General features: G+C 38.1%; 14 protein-coding genes. 10 read left to right on the top strand and 4 right to left on the bottom strand.

Annotation, left to right across the window (positions count from 1 at the left end):
* Nucleotides 1–11 precede the first annotated feature (11 nt).
* The 3 genes from J8L70_RS06440 (at nucleotide 12) to J8L70_RS06430 (ending at nucleotide 8,742) form a co-directional block, all read left to right on the top strand.
* A complete protein-coding gene (locus J8L70_RS06440) occupies nucleotides 12–3,158 on the top strand; it encodes a CusA/CzcA family heavy metal efflux RND transporter (protein ID WP_211054717.1) in 3,147 nt (1,048 codons plus the stop codon).
* Nucleotides 3,159–4,079: 921 nt separating this feature from the next.
* Nucleotides 4,080–7,850, top strand: coding sequence for an ATP-binding protein (locus J8L70_RS06435; RefSeq protein ID WP_211054716.1), 3,771 nt, complete (start codon nucleotides 4,080–4,082; stop codon nucleotides 7,848–7,850).
* The gene (locus J8L70_RS06430) at nucleotides 7,840–8,742 is read left to right on the top strand and encodes a diguanylate cyclase (RefSeq protein ID WP_211054715.1); all 903 of its coding nucleotides are present in this window, start codon (nucleotides 7,840–7,842) and stop codon (nucleotides 8,740–8,742) included. The genes J8L70_RS06435 and J8L70_RS06430 overlap by 11 nt, the downstream gene beginning before the upstream one ends.
* A 48-nt stretch (nucleotides 8,743–8,790) precedes the next feature.
* On the opposite strand, the gene J8L70_RS06425 is transcribed toward J8L70_RS06430, so the two are convergent.
* Both J8L70_RS06425 and J8L70_RS06420 read right to left on the bottom strand, forming a co-directional pair.
* Nucleotides 8,791–9,171, bottom strand: coding sequence for a DUF3192 domain-containing protein (locus J8L70_RS06425; protein ID WP_211054714.1), 381 nt, complete (start codon nucleotides 9,169–9,171; stop codon nucleotides 8,791–8,793).
* Nucleotides 9,172–9,375: 204 nt separating this feature from the next.
* Nucleotides 9,376–10,320, bottom strand: a complete 945-nt coding sequence (locus J8L70_RS06420) for a D-2-hydroxyacid dehydrogenase (RefSeq protein WP_211054713.1) — start codon at nucleotides 10,318–10,320, stop codon at nucleotides 9,376–9,378.
* Nucleotides 10,321–10,414: 94 nt separating this feature from the next.
* Here J8L70_RS06420 and zntR point away from each other — a divergent pair, with 94 nt between their 5' ends.
* The 7 genes from zntR (at nucleotide 10,415) to J8L70_RS06385 (ending at nucleotide 18,724) form a co-directional block, all read left to right on the top strand.
* Entirely contained in the window at nucleotides 10,415–10,828 is a 414-nt protein-coding gene (gene zntR, locus J8L70_RS06415) for a Zn(2+)-responsive transcriptional regulator (RefSeq protein ID WP_211054825.1), read from the top strand.
* Nucleotides 10,812–11,972, top strand: coding sequence for an SO_0444 family Cu/Zn efflux transporter (locus J8L70_RS06410; RefSeq protein WP_211054712.1), 1,161 nt, complete (start codon nucleotides 10,812–10,814; stop codon nucleotides 11,970–11,972). The genes zntR and J8L70_RS06410 overlap by 17 nt, the downstream gene beginning before the upstream one ends.
* Before the next feature lie 88 nt (nucleotides 11,973–12,060).
* On the top strand, nucleotides 12,061–13,194 hold the full coding sequence (locus J8L70_RS06405; RefSeq protein WP_211054711.1) for a 1-acyl-sn-glycerol-3-phosphate acyltransferase: 1,134 nt from the start codon (nucleotides 12,061–12,063) through the stop codon (nucleotides 13,192–13,194).
* Between the two features lie 102 nt (nucleotides 13,195–13,296).
* Nucleotides 13,297–13,542: a DUF1289 domain-containing protein gene (locus J8L70_RS06400; RefSeq protein ID WP_211054710.1), complete on the top strand. Its 246-nt coding sequence runs from the start codon at nucleotides 13,297–13,299 to the stop codon at nucleotides 13,540–13,542.
* A 46-nt stretch (nucleotides 13,543–13,588) separates the two neighbouring features.
* Nucleotides 13,589–13,792 (top strand): DUF3283 family protein, encoded by a 204-nt coding sequence (locus J8L70_RS06395; RefSeq protein WP_211054709.1) that lies wholly within the window; start codon nucleotides 13,589–13,591, stop codon nucleotides 13,790–13,792.
* Nucleotides 13,793–14,197 carry a GNAT family N-acetyltransferase gene (locus J8L70_RS06390; protein ID WP_211054708.1) on the top strand — a complete coding sequence of 135 codons (405 nt, stop codon included), beginning with the start codon at nucleotides 13,793–13,795 and terminating at the stop codon, nucleotides 14,195–14,197.
* Nucleotides 14,198–14,221: 24 nt separating this feature from the next.
* Complete coding sequence (locus tag J8L70_RS06385; protein WP_211054707.1) at nucleotides 14,222–18,724, top strand: EAL domain-containing protein; 4,503 nt, start codon at nucleotides 14,222–14,224, stop codon at nucleotides 18,722–18,724.
* A gap of 17 nt (nucleotides 18,725–18,741) precedes the next feature.
* On the opposite strand, the gene J8L70_RS06380 is transcribed toward J8L70_RS06385, so the two are convergent.
* Together J8L70_RS06380 and J8L70_RS06375 are read right to left on the bottom strand one after the other, a co-directional pair.
* A complete protein-coding gene (locus J8L70_RS06380) occupies nucleotides 18,742–19,611 on the bottom strand; it encodes an ion transporter (RefSeq protein ID WP_211054824.1) in 870 nt (289 codons plus the stop codon).
* Between the two features lie 86 nt (nucleotides 19,612–19,697).
* Entirely contained in the window at nucleotides 19,698–22,364 is a 2,667-nt protein-coding gene (locus J8L70_RS06375; protein WP_211054706.1) for a bifunctional acetate--CoA ligase family protein/GNAT family N-acetyltransferase, read from the bottom strand.
* Nucleotides 22,365–22,458 lie beyond the last annotated feature (94 nt).

Genomic DNA, 22,458 nt, shown 5'->3' with positions numbered 1-22,458 from the left:
GGAATATAGATATGATTGAATCAGTAATTAGATGGTCGATAAGTAATCGATTCTTCGTCCTATTGGCGACTCTTATACTAATAAGTGGTGGGCTTTTCTCTTTGAAGAATACGCCTGTTGATGCGATCCCTGATCTCTCAGACGTTCAGGTGATTATTAAAACCAACTACCCTGGACAGGCACCACAGGTAGTACAGGATCAGGTAACCTATCCGCTCACCACTGCCATGTTGTCCGTTCCAGGAGCCGTAACTGTTCGTGGTTATTCATTTTTTGGTGACTCATTTGTTTATGTGATCTTCGATGAAGATACTGACTTATATTGGGCGAGAAGCCGAGTACTAGAATACCTAAGCCAAGTTGCTCCGTCTTTACCTGAAACTGCTCGTCCGCAATTGGGTCCTGATGCCACGGGAGTTGGCTGGGTTTATCTATATTCACTAATTGATAAAACTGGCAATTTAGATATTAGTCAGCTTCGTAGCCTTCAAGATTGGTTTTTAAAATATGAATTGCAAACCGTTCCCGGCGTATCAGAAGTGGCGGCAATAGGGGGGATGGTTAAACAGTATCAAGTACAAGTGGATCCTGACAAATTACGTGCCTACGGGGTGCCATTAAGTCATATTTCGATGGCACTTAAGAGAGGAAATCAAGAAACGGGCGCTTCAGTTGTTGAAATGGCTGAAGCCGAATATATGGTTACTGCTACTGGATATATTAAAAGCGTTGGTGACATTGAAAATATTCCCTTAGGAATTAATGCTCAAGGTACACCAATAACTATCGGCGATGTAGCTCAAATCAACCTTGGTCCGCAGATGAGACGAGGTGTTGCTGAGCTTAACGGTGAAGGTGAAGTAGTCGGTGGTGTAGTGGTTATGCGATTTGGTGAAAACGCCCAAAAAACGATTGATAGAGTAAAAGCTAAACTTAAGCAGTTAAAGAAAGGATTACCTGACGGTGTAGAAATTGTCACTGTTTATGATCGTTCAGGACTAATTTCCGAAGCTGTTAAAAACCTTTGGACCAAGCTGTTTGAAGAGTTCATCGTCGTTGCTTTAGTTTGTATAGTTTTCTTGTTCCATGTTCGTTCTTCCTTAGTGGCTATTTTTAGTTTACCAGTTGGTATCCTAGCTGCATTTATTGTGATGCATCTTCAAGGTATTAACGCCAATATTATGTCTTTAGGTGGGATAGCTATCGCCATCGGTGCCATGATAGATGGTGCCATAGTTATGATAGAAAACATGCATAAGCATATGGAAAAAACACCACTTACTAAGGAAAATCGGTGGCAGATTGTAGCAGAATCTGCCAGTGAAGTTGGCCCCGCATTGTTCTTTTCTTTACTTATCATTACGGTTTCATTTGTACCAGTGTTCACATTGGAAGCACAAGAAGGCCGAATGTTTTCTCCGTTAGCATTCACCAAAACTTATGCTATGGCGGCATCTGCTGCATTAGCAGTGACGTTAGTGCCAGTATTGATGGGTTATTTCATTCGAGGAAAAGTCCTTCCTGAGCATAAAAACCCAGTTAATAGAGCTTTAACAGTAATTTATATGCCTGTATTAAAGTTAGTTTTAGACTTTCCTAAATCTACGATTGTCGCTGCTATTTTAGTGACTATGGTTGGTTTTTGGCCTATCGATAAAATTGGTAGTGAGTTTATTCCGCCTTTAGATGAAGGTGATTTAATGTATATGCCAACAACCTATCCCGGTATATCCATTGGTAAAGCTCGTGAGCTACTTCAACAAACTGATAAGTTAATCAAAACTGTGCCTGAAGTAGAAACCGTGTTTGGTAAAGTGGGTCGTGCAGAAACCGCAACCGACCAAGCGCCACTCACCATGATTGAAACTTTTATTCAGTTAAAGCCTCGTTCAGAGTGGCGAGAAGGAGTAACAACTGAAAGCCTGAAGAAAGAATTTGACAAGTTAGTCAAATTTCCGGGATTAACCAACGCTTGGGTCATGCCAATTCAAACACGCATCGATATGCTTGCAACAGGTATTAAAACACCCGTTGGGGTCAAAGTAGCAGGTACAGAGCTAGAGGTTATCCAAGACATCGGCAAACAACTTGAAACTATTCTGATGGACGTTTCTGGCACGTCGTCCGTTTATTCAGAACGTGTAGCCGGAGGCCGTTATTTAAAAGTAGATATTAAACGAGAAAGAGCCACTAGATATGGACTCAACATCGCTGATGTACAACAGGTTGTAGCTTCGGCAATAGGGGGCATGAATGTCACTCAAACCGTTGAAGGACAAGAAAGGTATCCTGTTAATCTGCGCTACCCTCAGGATTATCGTGACTCACCCGAGCAGTTGGCTAGATTGCCGATAGTAACTCCTGATGGTATGCGGATCTCACTTGCAGATGTTGCATCTGTTTATATTGAAGACGGGCCTGCGGGGATAAAAAGTGAGAACGCTCGGATTAATGGTTGGGTTTTTGTTGATATTGATGGAGTTGATGTTGGCTCTTATGTCCAACAAGCACAAAAGGTAGTCGCTGAAAAGTTAATATTACCTGCTGGTTACTCAATTACTTGGTCAGGACAGTATGAATATATGTTGCGTGCCAAAGAAAAGTTAACGTATGTCGTTCCTTTAACATTAGCAATTATCATTATCCTGCTTTATCTTAATTTTAGAAACTTTGCCGAAGTCGCTATCATCATGGGTACTTTACCACTTGCGATGATTGGCAGTATTTGGTTGATGTATCTGCAAGGCTTTAATTTCTCAGTAGCCGTAGGCGTAGGCTTTATAGCCCTCGCTGGGGTTGCGGTTGAAATCGGCGTGATCATGTTGGTCTATCTGAACCAGTCATTTAAGTCTCTAATAGAGCGATGTCAGGCTGAAAGTCGTAGCCCATCTGTTTTAGAGTTACGTGAAGCCGTGTTACAAGGTGCAGGAATGAGAGTTCGCCCCGTTATGATGACCGCAGCAGCAATTATCGTAGGTTTATTACCAATTTTATATGGCAGTGGTACTGGTTCAGAAGTAATGAGCCGAATTGCTGCGCCAATGGTAGGGGGTATGGCGAGTGCGGTCATCTTAACGTTACTTATCTTACCGGTGTTATTTTATTTATGGCGTGCTAACGGTTTGAAAAAGAAGCTTAACTTTAAATCAAACACATAAATTGTGGCTTACGTAGTGTTTTTAGCTAAAGGGAAATCAACTTTAATTAGGAAACTATTATGAAAAACTTAAAACAATTATTTTAACATCAGTAATGAGCATTGGATTAATCGCAAGTGCCGATGCCCATGATCCAAAAAAGCATGAAAAAAGCTGACTGTAGCAAAATGGAACACAGCAAGATGGATATGAAAGATCTGGTTGCTGTTGCCATGATGAAAAAATGGAATAAGGATGAACACAAAAATCATTAATTAAGTTTTATGGATCATTTAGCACAATTATGTGTGCTAAATGATTTTTAGTAGGAAGGAAATGTTATGAATATCCTTAAAGTATTAGTGTTTGAACTTTCCAGCTTTAACTAGACAGTTTTTAACCCAGAATAGTACGCTTCTTCTATTGTTCGCTTTCTTAAAAAATCAAAAGAATGGTGTGCTGTAAATGTATTTGATAAGCGCTTACCAATAACACGGCTGATATTATGTGACGAGAGCATTGCTATAACTAAATCATACCCGTTAGGCTCTATCGACTGAAAGATATTAACAATTTCTGTTGAGCGGTTGCCATTAGGGGGAGTTTTTAACCACTCTATATTGTCCTGAATGACATGCCCCACATTCCTCTGTACAACTAATCCCAATTATATCTCGATATTTTTATGTCTTTTTAACTATTTAGAGAAAAATTTTAAATTGCTTTTACAAATGAATGTATTGAAGTCCTAGCCTTCGGCTTCATGTTTCTATTGCATATATTGTTGAGCGATTTAAAGACTTTGAAGGCAGCGCAACGGTTAATCTCAATGGTGTGGTGGTCGTCGGCTAGCGTCTTTCGCGGAGGAAAATTTATAGCTTGCGAAATGGGACTTGGCTCGATAATCTATTCACTGATTTTCGAGCCAGTGAAGGCGTATAATTGAATTTTCTACCACTAAAATATTATTACCGTTCTTTAACGGCTGCTTTATTAATACCAATATCGGTTGCTTGTTTATTGTGTTTGTATATTTATGGCAATAAAGTTGAACAAGCATTAGAAAAACGAAAAGAAGGTTTTAAGAGTGTATCAGCGCAAGTTGTGCATGGGGCACACTCAGCCACTGATTTACTTAACACCATGTTTAAGCGCTATCAGCAGCCTCTTTTAATACAACAAAATACAGATATATTTGACAACGTAAATCAATATAGCCGTTACTATTATCAGCATTTTAATGATAAAAGTGGTGAAATTGTTGGAATTGGTAAACTTAAACCGTCTGCGCAAACCGCCCAACGTTGGCAACAAGTTAAATCGTTAGGCCCGACATTCTCTTCTGCTTTGGCGTTATTACAAACGTTAGCGGCGATTGCTTATGTTGATGAGTCTGGTTTTGCCTATGTAAAACGTCATAATCAAAGTAAAAGCCAATTATTAACCGCTATTTTGCAAGGTCGTCTGAAGCCAATATTTACATCTCGAGGGCTGGCATCTAGCTCGTTAATAAAAATAGGGGATGAGAGTTTCTTTGCTATTGGTCGACAGCGAGAAAAAGGCTCATCTGATTATATTATTTTAATTTATAATATTGCCGAATTATCACACTGGCTCAAAAAAGTATCGCCTGACAGTGGCGAATATATTTTTATGAATCAAGCCCATCAAGTGATTGCCAGCTCAACCAAAGCAATTAATTCACAAGTCGCCTTAGATGATTACTGGCCAGGATTGGTTCAGCATCACGATGGGGTGACGGTTGAAAATAATAGTAGTTACTTTTTTATGCAGTCTATTGGTGATTTACCAATACACTCAGGGTTTCATGAAACAAAAGCGAATATAAGAACCACGATTATTTATGAAGTCGCCTTAGAATTTGTATTACTATTGGTTTTTTTGTTTTTAATGTTTAGCGTGTTTTTTATGCTTAATAAGGTGCTGTTTGTCGGCCCTGTTACGCAACTTATGCGCTGCTTAGGTCAAGACCCTAAACTCCTGGACGATGAATATAAAATTCCACATGCTTGGGTGCCTTGGTTTAGTAAAGTAAAAAATGTATTTGCTAAAAATAAGCAACTCGTTGATTCATTACAACAAGCTAATCAAGAGCTTGATGAAAAAGTGCAACTACAATCAAAAAAATTATTACGTAGTTATGAAGCGAAAGAGCGTCATTTAGCTTTGTTAAATACGATGCTTAATAGTGTCCCTGATTTAATTTACTTTAAAAATGTAGACGGTACTTTTTTAGGCTGTAATAAAGCCTACGAGTCGTATATAAATACTGAGCAAGCAGCGTTAGTGGGTAAACAATTAAGCGATTTTAGTCGTGAACACGAACACATTAGCGTGTTAGAGCAACAAGTACTCGATAGCCGTGAAAACGTATTACAAAGAATTGACACCATTGATAAATCTTATCAGTTAACAATAGCGCCATTTTATAATGAGCAGCAACAGCTGTTAGGTACTGTCGGCATAGGCCGAGATATAACACAGCAGCAGCAAGCTTTATATGCGTTAAAAGCCTCAGAATCAAAGTTTAGAAGTGCGATAGAATTTGCTGCTAATAGTGTGATGTTACTCTCGCTTGATCATATTATTGTGCAAGTAAATAAAGCCGCACGAAAACTGTTTAATTCACACCCAAAGCTAACAGATGCTCATTTTAGTGGCCTGTTTGATGAACCACATTGGTTAGCAATCAAAGAAAAACTGGTTTTGTTAGTTGAAAATAAAAAAACAGTTCAACATTTAACGATTAATCAAGGCCAACTTGCGAGTTGGTTACAAATAAGTATGTCGTTAGTGTGGAGTGGGGAACGTCAGCATTCTTACTATGTTATTCATATTCAAGATGTTAGTGCTTTAACTAAAGCCAAGCATGATGCTGAACGCGCAACCTTAGCAAAAAGCCGCTTTATTGCTAATTTAAGCCATGAAATCCGCACTCCGTTAAATGCCGTTTTAGGCTTACTTAACATGATGGAAGAGCAAGGGTTAACTACACAACAAAAGCAACAAAATGAACAAGCTAAGCAAGCTGCAAATAGTTTACTATTTATGCTCAATAGAATGTTGGATTTTGCGCGTGTTGAAAGTGAACAGGCGCAATTGCAATTAAGCCCGTTTAGTTTAGTTGAATTAATTGATACCTGTGAGAGCATCACTTCACCTTTATGTAAAAGCAAAAATATTGAATTTAATATTGAGGTAGACCCTTTCATTGCACCTTCAATTATCGGCGATTTTATTCGCTTACAACAAATACTTGGAAATTTACTCACTAATGCAGTGAAGTTTACGCAGCAAGGCTCAGTGACGCTAAAAATCCACTTACTAGAAAGTCAGTCGGTTGAGCAGCAACGAGTTTGCTTTGAAGTAAAAGATACAGGTGCAGGGATTGATAAAGTCGATCAAGGGCGTTTATTTGATGCATTTACACAAGGCGATGAATCATCAACTCGAGCTCATCAAGGGGTCGGTTTAGGTTTAGCGATTGTAAAGCATGCTGTGGCCCTGTTAGGGGGCGAAATTGAAGTATTTAGTGAAAAGGGCCATGGGTGTAAATTCTTTTTTGCATTAGATATTATGGTTAATGAAACGGATACTGAATTTGATATAACTCAGTTGATAGCAATAACCAGCTTACAAAGTACGACGCTAAATACGGCTTTATCAGTATTTGGGCAGGCTCATAAGATTGATATTGATGAAGTTTTAAAATATCCAATTAAGCTAAGTGGTAAAGAGCACTTATTAATAGAGCAAAGAGAATATCAAACGTTACTTGCTAATCAGAGTTGTAAAGAAACACTGATTTCTAATGGGATTACTATTGATGTTGTTAATTGTAGCGACCAAGTAGTGACATCAATTGATCCACGTATCCCAATAAAAATTATAAAAAGCAGTGCACTTGCTCAGCGATTATTAGGACTTAATGTTAAAGAGTTAAGTAAACCAGAGCCGGTCGTTAATGAGGTTGTAAAAAATGATATCGCGGGTTTGCTCGTACTCACTGTGGATGATAATCAACTAAATTTAGAGATTATAGAAAGCGTCCTTCAGCAAGCTCATATTAATGTAATCACGGTAGATAATGCCGCAGACGCTATTGAGCTAATACAGGTTTTAAAACCCGATTTAGTATTAATGGATGTGCAAATGCCACATATTGATGGTTGCCAAGCAACGCAATTAATTCGTCAAGAGTTTGATCAGCAAACGTTACCTATTTTTGCACTTACAGCGCACTGTGAAGCAAGTGATATAGAACGCTCTTTACAAAGTGGTATGAACAAGCATTTAACTAAACCAGTTATACCAAATGTTTTGCTTTCTGAAATTAATAGTTTAAATATATTAAAAGCTAAGTTTTACGATAAAGAGTTTGCACTGAATCAGTTTTCTTTAGATGTATCGGCATTAAATTCAATGAATGAAAAGTTTACAGTGCTGTGTAAAACACAACTCTTGCAGTTACAAGAGCTAACATCACCTGATGAGTTGATACGTATTGTACATAGTATAAAAGGAGTTGCAGGAAACTTAGGCTTTTTACGGCTGTCTAATTGCGCATTAATCTGTGAAAGAAAACTAATGAATTCTAATGACCCTATTAGTGTTACAATTAATCCATTGCTTATACAATTGCAGCAAGTAATACACTTTATACAATACTCAGAGGTTAAAAATGCTAACTAAAGCGAAGGTTTTAATTGTTGATGATGATCCCCTCAACCGTTTAGTGTTAGAAAAAACCCTACAAGATGAACATGATGTTTTTTTGGTAGAAAGCGGTGAAAAAGCGCTCGAACTAATAAAGACTCAACAAGTTGATCTGATTATACTCGATGTTGTTATGCCCGGCCTCGATGGCTATGAAGTATTAGTGCAATTAAAAGAAAACCCGATTACGCAATCAATTCCTATTATATTCATTTCAGCGAATAAAAGTCATGACGATGAAGCGAAGGGCTTAGAGTTAGGAGCAATGGATTACATTACCAAGCCATTTTTTCCTTCTATTGTGAAAGTTAGAGTACGTAATCAGCTCCTTATTAAGCAAAAAAATGATTTGTTAGAAAAATTAGTTTCCATAGATGGTTTAACTGAAATACCAAACCGGCGCTACTTTGATGAAAATTTATCACGAGAATGGCGTAAATGCTCGCGTGAGAAAATGCCATTATCGGTGTTGATTATGGATATTGATCACTTTAAACGCTTTAATGATACTTATGGACATCGCGCTGGGGATGATTGCTTAAAAAAAGTGGCACATGCCTTAATTAATGAATGTGCTAGAGGCAGTGATTTTGTTGCCCGTTATGGTGGTGAAGAGTTTGCTGCTGTGTTGCCAGCAATAGGGAGCGAAGCGGCCAAAGCGTTTGCTAATAAATTGCTCAATGCTATTAGGGCGTTAAAAATTAAGCACAAAGCATCACTTAACGATCAACATATTAGTATTAGTATTGGTGTTGCCACGATGAATGGTAAAACTCAAATGAGCGAACAAGCGTTACTTGAAAAGGCGGATAAGAGTTTATATGCAGCCAAAGATGCCGGCAGAAACCAAATTGTCGCACTTGATTAAAAATACCACCGAGCTCAACATAGCACTTGGTGGTATTTAGTTACCTAGTTAATCTACTAGCGCCTTTAAGGCAATGTCACCGACGCCAATTAATTCATTATTTTTAAATACTAATGGGGTACATTCGTCTTTCGATGTTTTACCATCGGAATGAATGCTATTTGTAGCATAATAAAGTACCTGATAAGTATTCCCATCTTTGAGCAATAAATCAGTAAAGTCAGGCGTTTTTAATTGAGCTAATACATCTTGGTACTGATATTTTAATGGTAAGTTAGCAATGGCTTCACGGTTGAATTTATGGTGTTCTTGCCAGCTATCATGCTTACCGGTTGCCCAATGAGTTTCAGCCTCGCCATCAGATACAGCAATGACACAGCCGTTTAAAAATACGGTACTAAGTGCAGCAATTAAAAGTAATTTTTTCATATTATCCCTACATAATAATTATTAATGGTTATGAGTGTCACTGTACTAATAAATAAATACAGTGACTTTATATAAGAATAAGCAAACCGTAGGCCAGAATAATAATCATTATAAATCAATGGCTTACTTTTTGTGTGGCCGTGGTGTTTTTGCGCCCTTTAATTTTTTGGTGAAAATGACCAAATTTAGGTCTATTTACTTAGGTTACACAACACGATTTCGTTGTTGGCTTTGCATGAATGCTTTAATGTTTAAGCTAACTTCATTTATTAAACGCGCGATAGACTCTGTACTTGCCCATGCGATATGCGGCGTTAGTAATAAATTGTCACCGTGGTAATTAGCAAGTGGGTTATTCGCTTGTGCGGGTTCTGCTGTTAAAACATCAATACCGGCTCCAGCAATGATGTTTTTTTCAAGGGCTTTGGTTAAATCGTGTTCATTAATAATACCTCCTCGGGCGGTATTTATAATAATGCAATTACTTCGCATGGTATTCATTTCGTTTAAAGTAATTAAATCTTGTGTGTCGGCAGTTAATGGGCAGTGTATGCTGATGATATCGGCCATGGCGATAGCTTCATCAAATGGAGTTCGCTCAGCACGACAAACAGCGCCTTTTCTCTCTGCGAGTATGACATTTGCACCAAACGCTTTTGCCACCTGTTCAACGCCTTGTCCTAGGGTGCCTCCACCAATAATAACAAAATTCTTATTTTGCATATCATTAATTGAATAATCGAGACGACAAAACATTGCGCTTTTTTGCCATAAACCCTGTTGGCTGTCTTGTTGGTAACGGTGTGTATTGCCTAGTAAATTAGTGATGAGAGAGAAAGTATGTTGTACAACGGAGGCTGTTGAATAGCCCGCCACATTGGTCACTGCAATCCCGAGTTCTTTTGCTGCATTTAAATCAATATTATTGGTACCCGTTGCACAAACACAGATAAGTTTTAATTGCGTCAGTTGACTGAGTGTTTCGCGATTTAATACCACTTTGTTAGTTAATAGGATGTTCGCATTTTTGCTGTGCTCAACAACCTGCTCAAAAGAAGTGTGCTCATATATAGTTAATTCACCGCACGCTGAAATAGCAGAAAGCGATGATTGTGCCAATGTCGCATTATCAAGAATAGTAATGTTCATGGTTTTCCTAAAAAATTAAATAAAAATATTGACCTTGGTGCTTACTCTAAGGTTTATACTTATGTCATTCATTATAATTAAAGTGAAATTTAATATGAAAATAGGTGAATTATCACACCTGCTAGGTATTTCTAATGATACGCTAAGGTACTACGAAAAACAGGGTTTGTTAACGGCAACTAAACGTAATGCATCAGGTTATCGAATATATAGCGATGATGATTTAAAGTTAATGCAATTTATTTTACGCGCTAAAAATGTAGGCTTTAGCTTAACAGAAATTAAAGAGTTGTTATTAATTCGGTTTGAAAAATCATTACATTCGTGTGCACAAGTAAAAGCAATTACATTGCAAAAGCGTGATCTTGTAGCACAGCGAATTAACGAATTACAACTTTTTCACGATTCGCTATCTATATTAGCCGAGCAATGTTGTGGTTCAGAGCGACCTGCACAAAGTTGCTCTATTTTAAGTGTTTTGGAGGATGTTGATGGAACTTATTTATAATTTTTGGCAGTTGTTTTTGTTATCAGCTCCGTGGCTAATGCTTGGTTTGCTCATTGCGGGAATATTAAATGTTTATTTACCAACAGACTTTCTAAACAAACATTTAGGAAAAGAAGGTTTTTGGACAACAATTAAAGCCGCCTTAATTGGGGCGCCTCTTCCGCTTTGTTCGTGTGGTGTTATTCCTGCCGCTATTGGTTTACGCAGAGCGGGGGCATCTAAAAGTGCGACCACTGCATTTTTGGTGTCTACACCCGAAACTGGGGTTGATTCGGTATCAGTATCGTATGTGTTACTGGGCCCATTTATGGCAATTATTCGTCCTATAGCGGCTGTTATTAGCGCGGTTGTGGCAGGGTTGCTTGTTGGGCGTGAAGATAAACAGACGCGAGCTAACGATGAAAATACGCCAAAGAGTGAGTCATCATGTTGCACTTCGCATCAAGTAGTCGCAAAAGAAGTGTGTTGTGATACTGAAAAACTAAAAGCAGAAGAACATGCATCGTGTTGTGCGCCTAAAAAGCCAGCTTTAGACGCTTCATGCTGTTCTTCATCAGCGCAGCCAGTAAAAAAAATCTCAGTGTGGCATAAGCTTAAATCGGCCGTATCGTTTAGTTGTAATAAGCTATTAGAAGATACGATGACATGGTTATTAATTGGGTTATTTTTTGCGGCCTTAGTACAAACTTATGTGCCAGCGCATTTTTTAACGCAGTGGGGCAGTGGGGTGTTAGCAATGATTATGGTGATTGTTGTCAGTATTCCTATGTATATTTGCGCCACCGCTTCAACGCCTATTGCCGCAGGGTTGTTAATGAGTGGGGTCTCTCCAGGCGCTGTATTGGTATTTATGCTCGCGGGACCGGCTACAAATATAGCAACATTAGGGGTGGTAGCAAAAGAGTTAGGGCGTCGTGCGGTTGCGGCTTATTTAATAGGTGTAATTGGCGTTGCGGTTTTATTTGGCTTTTTAACTGATTATTTAGTTGCAGAGTTTGGGTTTGTGGTCAGCCCACTTTTACAACAAGAACATGATATTCTGCCGCACTGGTTGAGCTTAATTTGTGGTGTGGTGTTAGTTGCGCTAATGCTGCGTTTAATGTTCAAATGGGTTACTAATAAAATTTACGTAACGTCTAATTAAATATTGGTTGGTAAATCCAGCTAAATTATAACCCCTAAATTACGGTACGTTATTTAACGTGCCGTTTTTTAACTTTATAGATGCAAACATGAGTAAAATAGAAGATAAGTACGCAGACATTAGACCGTATAATGACGACGAAGTGGCTGCTTCGTTAGAGCGGTTAATAAACGATAATGCATTTATTGATGTTATTGCTAAATATAACTTACCGAAGTTTTTATCTGCCATTCCTTTTATTTGTCGTACCTTGGTTAAAAGACAGTTACGAAAAAAATGGGGACAAGTGACGACAGTAGAGCAGGTACAGCAAGAAGTTGCTGAGTATTTAAATAAATTAGTAAAACGTACGACCTCTAAAGTAACGTTCTCTGGACTTGATCAGTTAGACCCTGAGCAAGCTTATTTATTTATTTCTAACCACAGAGATATCGTACTCGACCCAGCTTTAGTTAATTGGGGGTTGTTTCAAAATAATATGAAAACCGTCCGTATTGCTATCGGTGATAACTTACTTCAAATACCTTACATAACAGAGCTTATGCGTTTAAATAAAAGTTTTATTGTTAAGCGCTCAGCAAAAGCCCCTAAAGAAATGCTTAAAGCATTAACGCAGTTATCTGGATATATTTATGATTCGTTAACGGGCGGTCACTCAATTTGGATTGCACAAAAAGAAGGTCGCGCCAAAGATGGTGTTGATCAAACAGACCCTGCGTTATTAAAAATGTTACAGCTGAATGGTCGAAAGCAAAAAAAAGTATTTTCAGACTATGTTAAAGAATTAAAAATAGTACCTGTGTCTATTTCTTATCAATATGAACCTTGTGCCATCGCTAAAGCCAAAGAGCTTTATCACAAAGAGCATCATGGTGAGTATGTGAAATCAGAAGGTGAGGATATTGCCAGTATCGTTGAGGGTTTTAGTGCTGATAAAGGCCATGTACATTTAGCATTTGGTGAACCTATAACCGAACATTGTGAAGATGCTGATGAATTAGCTAAAGTGATAGATAACCAAATCATTGATTCGTTTTATTTACACCCAGGGAACTATATTGCCGGGGGATGTAAGCATGCTGTGATTGATGAGCCTGATACGCTTACTTTTGAGCAGCGATTAGAAAATGTGCCACAAGAGCTGCGCCCTATCGTGTTAGCTATGTACGCTAAACCCTTTGAGCGTAAAAGCGAAGTGACTCAAGAAAACCTTGAAAGTTAACTACGTGCATTAGTTTTAAAAAGCAGCAATTTTATTGTTGCTTTTTTTTTAGTCAAAAATGGCGTTATACTCTAATTTATGTTTATAAATTGATGCAAAATAATGCAACAAATAGAAATATTTGAAATTCCTAGCCCTTGTAAAAGTATTTGTCAGGTAAATAACCGAGGCTATTGTAAGGGCTGTTATCGCAGTAGAGAGGAGCGCTTTGGCTGGAACAATTTCAGTAATAATGAAAAGAAAAAAATTTTGAGTTTGTGCCAGCAACGCTATAAGCGTTATTTATTGAAAAAACAAAAATCTATGCCGGTAATCGGCATCCCTAAACAACAAGATTTTGATTTTTAAATAAAGTTAAAATGGTATAATTTATTTTTATTTATAGGGGAACTGTATGAGCTTTAATTTATGTAACTTGCCTAGAGAAGAAAAATATCAAATTCAATTAGATTACGAAGCCTCATTTTGGGCTTATCAAATTAAACGAGGGAAAATTAATCGTGAGCATGCTTATAACACTATTCATGCGCGCCCCGTTGCAGAGCAGGCTATTTTAAAACAAAAGTTTGAACAGTATTTAGCGTTAATGCTAAGTTAAATGGATGTTAGCATAACGTGCTTAGCACAGGTTAAAATACCTTTAGTAAACAAGTTCTATGCGAATTATAGCGTCAGAGGTCGAGCAAAAAAACACGATGATGTGTGGGTCGTTTATCATAATTTTGAAATAGTCGCGGCTTGCAGAATCCAAAATAAATCAGATTTTCTATTTCTATCAACAGTCTTTGTTGCCCCCGATTATCGCTTACAAGGACTAGCCAAAAAACTGCTTAGCAGCGTACTCCTTCATTATAGCGACGTAATTTATACCTTTGCATATACACCGCTTATTCATTTTTACACTGAACTTGGATTTAACCAAGTGTTAACATATACTCCAGCATTAAACGCATTATTCAATATATATAGTCATCGAGATATTCGAGCGCTGCAATTTAAATAAGCTATTTTCAGCAAGGGAGCTGTTATGAGCAACAAGATGAACATGGTGCTTTTTTTCACCGTATTTCTCCTTTTTATGAGCCTCTCTATTAATGCCGAAGTTAAGCGCTTATCTCCTAATGAAGGGTTAACACAAAGCTACGTTAATACCTTATTAATCGATAACAATGGCTATTTGTGGTTGTCTACCGAGGGGGGATTGAATCGTTATGATGGATACCAGGTTTTACCAATAACAGGACCTAATGGTGAACTTGAAGAGACGATTATTGATACTATTTATCAAGATAGTGAAGGACAGATTTGGATAGCATCATTACTCGCGGGTTTGTTTCGTTACGATCCTGCAACCGACAGCTATAAACAATTTTTATCAAAACCGACCAGCGAAGAGCAAATTATTAATGAGTCGGTGTTTAGTATGCTCTCTATTGATAAGAAGACCATGTGGTTAGGCCGTGGTAGAGACTTTGCTAAATTAGATATTGCCTCAGGAAAAATTACCTCTATTTTTGTTTTGCCTAGTGAAAAAGATCATGCTCTCGTACGGACCTTATTTCATTACAATGGTTTTATTTTTATAGGTTCAAGTAAAGGGGCTTATGTTTATCATATTGCCACAGAGCAAATTAGAGCCTTAGAGCATTTACCACAAGGGATTGAGCACGCTTATCAAAATAATATTAAGTCGTTTGCGCTTGCTCAAAACAATCAACTTTTGGTGGGGGCTGTAAGGGGGCTTTATAGCGTTGATATTAGTAATTTATCAACCTTGTTTGAGCACCCTGATCAGGCGTTTAATAGTAAAACATTATTACCTGATCTTAATATTTGGAGTATTAGCTATGATCAAGGGCATGTTGATTTAGCAACCGACAAAGGCCTTTTTAAGTTTGACTTAACTCATTATGATTTAATAAAAAATACCGAATTAAATAAAAGTAAATATACCCTAACTGATACTAGCATCATTGATATGGTACAAGATAAAACAGGGGGGCGATGGCTGGCAACTAAAAGTGATGGCGCGTTTTATTTACCAAAAAAACATTACAATTTTAATAATGTAAATGGTTCTAAATTAAGTGGCGCAGGCTTATCTCACTCTTCAATTTGGAGCATTAAACAATATCAGGATAAGGTGTGGTTAGGTACCCATAATGGTTTAACCGAAATTGATTTAGCAACGGGTAAAAGTAATATTTACTTAAAAAACTATAGTATTGATTCGTTAACTAAAGAGTTTAGTGTTTTTTCAATTATGCCTTATAAAAACCAATTTTGGCTGCTAACAAATTTAGGTTTATTGGTGTTTGACCCCGATACGCACAAAATATCTCACGCATTAACGAGGGACCCCGATAATCAAAAAAAACTTGTTGGCAGAGTGCATGGTGCGCAGTTAATTAATGGTATTTTATATTATGCTCATGCCGAATATGGCATATTTTCTTATGATATAGATAGCCAAAACTTAACGAAGTTAGGCGGCGAGTTTGCCAAGTTTGACCCTTTTATGGTGTATGGCTTTTTACCCCCAATTTCTAATGAACCCGATTGGCCATTATTTTACAGTGCGGGTATTTTGTATCACGTAAACCCGCAAACATTGAGTTTAAAAAAAATATACACAGTACCTGAGCAACACGAAAATATTGCTATTAATGTACTGTCGTATATCGTTGATAAAAATAATATTTTGTGGCTTTCATTATCTAATTTTGGCTTAATAGGATTAGATGCAACCAGCTTTGAGTTAGTGCACACTATTGATATCGAAAAGAATAAGTTAGGGACCTTACTTTACGATATGGTGCGTGATGACAATGAGATGATTTGGATGAGTAGCCATAAAGGAATTTGGCGATTAAACCCTGATACCTTACATTTCCAGCAATTTACTTCGTCTCAAGGTGTATTATCCGCTGAATTTAATAGCAATGCTGTTGCAAAGTTTAACGATGGTACAATTGCTTATGGCGGTTTAAAAGGTTTTACCTACTTTGATCCTGAAAAAAACAACTACCAAAAAGCGTTAATCGACCGGGTAAACATTACGCGTGTTAGTTTAATGTCACGTGAGTTAATGGTTGATTTAAAACAACCTCTTAATGAAATAGAGTTAAATCATGATGATATTGGCTTAGAAGTCGCATTTTCAGCAATGGCGTTTAGTCAACAAGAACGCATTATTTATGAATATCAATTAGATAGCGGTAAAAAAACGTTCACTCACAATAATAATCGCGTGTTATTTCCTAAATTAAGCCCAGGGACTTATCAATTGAAGGTATGGGCTAAAGATCCATTTACAGGAAGCTATACACCGCCAGCGACATTAAAAATTAAAGTTAATTACCCATTATGGCGAGCCCCTTATTTTATGGTGCTTTATGCAGCGTTAATTGTTGCATTAGTGGCCGTGTGGGTTATACGTCGTAATAAAATTCAACGCATATTAATGGCCGCTCACAAAGAAAGTAAAGAAAGCGAAGCACGATTAAAGCTTGCGCTTGAAGGCAGCGAGTCTGGGGTATGGGATTGGCAATCAAGCGACGTTAATATTTACCAGCCAAGGTTAGTTAGCGAATTAGGTTATGAAGACGAAAGTGTTAACTTAGATGATTACTTATCTCATATTCATCCACAAGATAGAGCGATGTTTCGATTAGAGTGGCTAGAGTTTTTAGCGACAGATAAAGGTTACTTTAATTGTACATACCGACTGCGCCATAAAAAAGGGTATTGGTGCTGGTATAAAGATTTTGGCAAAGTCGTGCTGTGGGATCAAAAAGTACCACAAAAAGTGGCGGGTACTTATACCAATATGACCCGAGAAATGGTCTATGAAGAGCATGCAAGGTTATACACTGCCGCATTTGAGCAAACGAGAGATTGGGTGTTTATTTTAGATAAGAATTTATACATTCGCACCTCTAATAAATCGTTACAGCAGGCATTTAATTTTACTAGAGAGCCGCGTTCTAGCCGTTCATTAAAGTTAGGTATTGCAAGGTGTCATCGTATTGATTACTTAAGACTAATAAAAAAATTAAAAGTGAATGAGCACTATAGCTGTGAAGATATTGTAACGTTAGCAAATAACGAAAAACGTCATGTGCTAGTAAAGATTAGCGCGATTGCTGATAGCCAACAGCGACTCAGCAGCTATGTCATTATTTTAACAGATATACATAGTCAAAAATTAGCCGAAAATGCACTTTATAAGGTGGTTAACTACAATGCTTTAACGGGGCTACCCACCCGGACATTATTTAATGAGCAAGTTGAGCAAGCTTTAAATAAAGCGAATACCCAGCAAACGCAAGTCGCGCTAATGCATATTAATATTAAACGCTTTAAGTACTTTAATGATTCAATCGGGCACGACAGTGCAAATGAACTAATTAAAGTGGTAGCGCAGCGTATCAGTCACTGTTTAAGCGATGATATTAGCTTAGCGCACCTCAGTGCTGCTGAATTTGTGGTGCTAGTTGAGAATGTGGCACAAGAGCAAGTATTAACTGCATTGTGCAACGAACTACTCGCTACCGCGAACAAAAATATTAATGTGAATAACCAAGTCGTGAACGTTAATTTAAATATTGGCGTGGCACTTTATCCCGATGACGCCGTGTATAGCGATAGCCTTTTTAAGGCTGCTAATATTGCTTTATACCATGCTAATTTAACAACTGAGGGGAGTTATCAGTTTTATAAACAGCAAATGAATTATGAATTACAACATAGCTTATATTTAGAACGCGAGATAACTAAAGCGTACCAAACACATGCGTTTTGTAATCATTATCAACCTATTGTCAGTGCTGCTAATTTTAAAACGGTTGGGTTTGAGGTGCTATTGCGCTGGCCTGATAATACCCGCGTAAAAACGCAAGAGTTTTCACTGGTTGCAGAAAAAATGGGGTTAATAACTAAAATTATGCTACAGACTCTCTCTCGGGCATTAGGGGAGTTAAAGCAGTGGCGAGAAATAAACCCGCAGTTGTATTTATCTATTAATTTATCGGCTCTTGATTTTGAACTTGAAAACTTGGTTACAGAAATCGAAACCGCACTCATTGATGCTGAAGTACCCGCAAGCGCATGCGTATTTGAAATAACAGAATCGGTCCTTATTAGTAGCTCTACACATGCATTAAAAAGCATGCAAGCGCTTAAGCAATTAGGCTGTAATTTATATATGGATGACTTTGGTACAGGCTATGCTTCACTTACTTATTTAAAGCAGTTTCCTATTGATGCGATTAAAATTGACCGCAGTTTTGTGCAAAATATCGGTATCGATTTAGATGATGAAACGATCATTAAATCGACATTAGGGTTAGCGCAGAGCTTAAATAAGCAATGTATTGCTGAGGGCATAGAAAGTACACAGCAACTGCAATTTTTAAATGCTTTAGGGTGTCAGTATTATCAAGGCTACTTGTTTAGTCGAGCCATGGAAAGTAGCTCAGTGCCTAAGTTAATAGAGCGTGATTGGCAATACCTATTTAATAAAGCTTAGGTATTTCACTAATGAGTTTAATCTTGACGCTGACCGCAATGCTTACAAAATAAGTGACTATTGCGGGCATTTAATTGCGCTTTAATTGCTTTATTGGCATCTAATTTACTCAAGCCGAGCTTACAACGAATTAATTCTAACTGTTCGTACTGTTGTGTATTAAGCGTGCCGAGTTGGATCTCTTGATGCACAGCATCGGCAAAGGCTTGGCGGCGTTTACGAATTTGTTCTGAAAAGCTAGAGGCGAGTAAGCCTGTAGGAATAGCGACCATTCCCATACTCACTAATGTAATAATACCGCCAAATAACTTACCTAAAGCCGTTATCGGTACTACGTCGCCATACCCTACAGTTGTTAGTGTTGCCATTGCCCACCACATGGCAGCTGGAATAGAGCCGAACTTTTCTGGTTGCACTTTATGCTCAAGTAAATACACACCACATGACGCTAAAATAAGCACGACAGCCATAATAAAAAAGGCCGCTAACATCGAGCTACTTTCATCTTTAAAAGCTTGCAGTAAGAGTTGCATCGCGCGTGAGTATCGTGTGAGTTTAAATACCCGTAATAACCGAAGAACACGTAAAAAGCGCAAATCGAGTGGGGTTATAAACATCATTAAACTAGGTAAAATAGCAATTAAGTCAATAATCGCTAATGGCGAAATCATATAACGTAAACGCTTTTTTGTATTTGAACAGGGCAGGCTGGCGTATTTACTTTTATCAACACTCGCCCAGATCCGTGCGATATATTCAATACTAAAAATGGCAACCGAAGCTATTTCTAACACTAAAAATTCTAGTGCGTATTGCTGCGAAATCACAGGGACAGATTCAAGTACAATTGCCACTACATTAACTAAAATAATGCAGATTAATAACATGTCTAACTGATGACTGCGTTTATGGTAATGCGCTTGCCCTTCTAAGAGTAAAGCGAATTTTTTTCTGTTACTGATTTTTTGATTACTCAAAACGTTAAAACCATATTGACGCTGCCTTCTTCAAAATCACGGGTTATGACAAACCCCAATTTACGTGCTAATTCAATCATTCCGGTATTTTCGGGTAGCGTTATCCCTTCAATTACTTCAACCCCTTGGTGTTTACAGTAATCAATTGCAGCTTGCATGAGCATGCGTCCTAAGCCTAAACCTTGATAGTTAGAACGAACAACGGTGGCAAACTCAGCATGTAAATTATCAGGGTCCATAATCACCCTCGACACACCTAATGTACATGCGGTGCCATTTCGACGCTGAGTAACAATAAACGCCATTTCTCGGTCGTAATCAATTTGCGTCATTTTTGCTAATTGATCATGATTAAATTGTGGTAATTCGCCAAAGAAGCGCTTGTATCTATCCTCTTTATTTAATGAAGCATCGAAATCTTTATGTGCCTGCTCGTCTTCAGGTCTGATGGGGCGAAGAGTCGCTTGAGAATGATCTTTTAAAGTCACTTCTTTAACTAAGTTAATTGGGTAAGGTCGAATAGATAAACGCTTTTTATTGGCCGCAGCCTTATACGGATGGATATTAATACTGGCATCGAGTACTAAAAATTGCCCATTACTGGCTAAAATAGGATTAAGCTCTAATGAGGTAATATCGGGCTGATCGATGATGAGTTGGGAAATGCGAGTAAGGAGTGCGCACAACCTGTATTTATCAACTTTTTCGGGCAAAATTCGATCTTTTAATACGCCCTTATCATGTGCCGCAGCAATCAAGTATTTTGCTAAGTTCATATTTAATGGGGGTAAAGCTACTGCAGCTTGGGCATACTCAAGGCCATTCCCCGCCTCACCGAGTAAAATAACAGGACCAAAGTTTGGTTCGGTTTTAATTGCAATACGTAATTCATTAGCGCCGGCTCTTGGTGCCATTTTTTGTAGTGAAAACCCTTCAATAATGGCATGCGGATAGGTGTTTTTAATGCGTTTTAGCATAGCAACAGCCGTTTGTTCTACCTCTTGTGCATCATTAAGATTCAATACCACACCACCGACCTCAGATTTAGAGGCGATACTAGGGCTAATTAATTTAAGCGCAACCGGAAAGCCTAGCTTAATAGCTTGCTGTTTTGCTTGTTCGGGATTGAAAGCCACCTCTGTTTTAATGCACTCAACGCCATAGTTACTCAACACTTTGCGCGCTTGATGAGTCGATAAATAAAACTGTTGTTGGGCTAAATGTTCTGTAATTAGTGTATTAGCACCTTGACGATTTATTTTTGTATCGAGTGTATTTGACTCCGGTGTTTGCGTTAAATGTTTTTGGTTACGGCGATATGTCACTAAATGCATAAAAGCGCTGACAGCACCTTCGGGAGTACGATAGGTTGGAATGGCATAATTGCTACACACTTTTCTGGCGGCATACGCAGCATCTTCACCCATAAAATTTGTGATCACATAGGGACGAGCCATTTTAGGGATCGTTTTAAGGGTTTCAACAATTATATTGGCGTAATCTTCGCTCGGTGCTAAAGCTGACGGTGTATGAATAATTAAAAGGTTTTTAACTTCACTTGCGCGTAATAAAATTTCTAATGCTTGTTTATACCGAGATGGTGCTGAATCGCCAAATATATCAACAGGATTTGAAGTGGTATCAGATTGTGGGATGACTTTATTTAAAGCCTGACGTGTGTCATCACTTAATTGTGCAAGCTGGCCTGAGCCCTTTATGAGCTCATCGACGGCCATAACCCCAGGACCGCCGCCGTTGGTTAAAATAGTTAATTGCTCTACTTGTAGTAATTTGGGGTGCATGGCCAGGGTTTGGGTTGCAGCAAATAGCTCTGTTAAATCATTTACCCTTAACATACCAGCGCGTTGAAATAGAGCGTCGTATACCGCATCTGGGCTTTGTTTTCCACCAGTGTGTATTTCTCCGGCGAGTGCGCCTGCGCTGGTACGGCCGGTTTTAATAGCAATAACGGGTTTACTAAATGCCGCCGCTCTGGCTGCTGAAATAAAGCCTCTAATATCTTCAATGTTATCAATGTATAATAATATTGCTTTGGTTTTAGCATCACGACCAAAAAAATCAAGCAGTTCATCAAAGTCAATATCAAGGCAGTCACCGACTGATAAAAAATAAGAAAACCCAATCTCTTTATTTTTAGCCCAATCTAAAATAGTTGAACATACCGCTGCTGATTGAGAAATAAACGCCAGCTTACCTGGACTTGCGACCGTGTGTGAAAAACTGGCATTTAAACCAATATGTGGGATCAGCAAGCCTAAGCAGTTGGGCCCTAATAAAGTCACATTATATTCTGAGGCGATATGTTTTATTTGTTGTTTTTGTTCGTTAGACAATCCATCAGCAATAATTATTGCGCTGGTGCAGCCGAGTGTACCTAGCTGTTCAATAATATCTAATAGCGTGTTTTTGTTGGTACAAATAATCGCAAGATCAGGTACTTTGGGCAGGGCTGAAATATGGGGATAAGCAAGTACACCATGCACCGCGGTATGTGTGGGGGTGACCGGCATAATAGGGCCTTTAAAGCCTCCTTGTAATAAATTACGCATAACCACATAGCCCGCACGAGTTGATACATTCGATGCGCCAATAACCGCGACTGATCTTGGGTTAAAAAACTGACTAATTCGTTTTAAGCTCATTTTAAAATCCTGTTTGATGTGCGAGTGTTTTTTCAGTCGTTGTTAAGCTTATTAATGTACCTTGTTTACAGGACATTTTCGAGTAGCAAATCAT

Origin of the sequence: Pseudoalteromonas sp. MMG010 (genome assembly GCF_018100905.1) — a bacterium.
Classification (GTDB): Bacteria; Pseudomonadota; Gammaproteobacteria; order Enterobacterales; family Alteromonadaceae; genus Pseudoalteromonas.
The sequence above is the reverse complement of the archived record's forward strand: the minus strand, read 5'-3'. Positions and strand labels throughout refer to the sequence as shown.